The sequence below is a fragment of the Clostridioides sp. ZZV15-6388 genome (assembly GCF_020657755.1).
Lineage (GTDB): Bacteria > Bacillota > Clostridia > Peptostreptococcales > Peptostreptococcaceae > Clostridioides.
Genome location: NZ_JAGWCU010000088.1, coordinates 1 through 504 on the forward strand (window position 1 = coordinate 1; position 504 = coordinate 504).

Consider the following 504-nt stretch of genomic DNA (forward strand, 5'->3'; position numbering starts at 1 on the left):
GACAGTAGGAGTTATTTATAACTTAAAATTTATCCTGCCGAGGCTAAAATTGACTTGAACGTGATGATCTATGATCTTTCAAGCACTTTTTGCCGTGGGTAGAAAGTGCTTTTTTTATTAATTTTAAAAAAAGCACCAAAAATTGAAATGGAGGTGTCTGAATGTCTGCTATCATTGAAGCTAAAAAACAACTAGTTGATGAAATTGCTGAGGTACTATCAAATTCAGTTTCAACAGTAATCGTTGACTACCGTGGATTAACAGTAGCTGAAGTTACTGACTTACGTTCACAATTACGTGAAGCTGGTGTTGAGTATCAAGTATAACAAAACACTAGTGTAAGTCGTGCAGCTGAAAAAGCTGGTATCGAAGGCTTAGATGAATTCTTAACATGTCCTACTGCTATTGCAACTTCAAGTGAAGATGCTGTAGCTGCAGCGAAAGTAATTTCTGGATTTGCTAAAGATCATGAAGTATTAGAAATTAAATCAGGCGTTATGGAAG

The 504-nt window shown here is 35.7% G+C and carries 1 pseudogene and 1 other annotated feature; the pseudogene reads left to right on the plus strand.

The features are described 5' to 3' along the window. Window positions 1-124, plus strand: a sequence feature (ribosomal protein L10 leader region). This feature is flagged as partial in the annotation. A gap of 37 nt (window positions 125-161) precedes the next feature. Then, window positions 162-504, plus strand: a pseudogene (rplJ, locus tag KGF48_RS19890) (50S ribosomal protein L10); the annotation flags it as partial.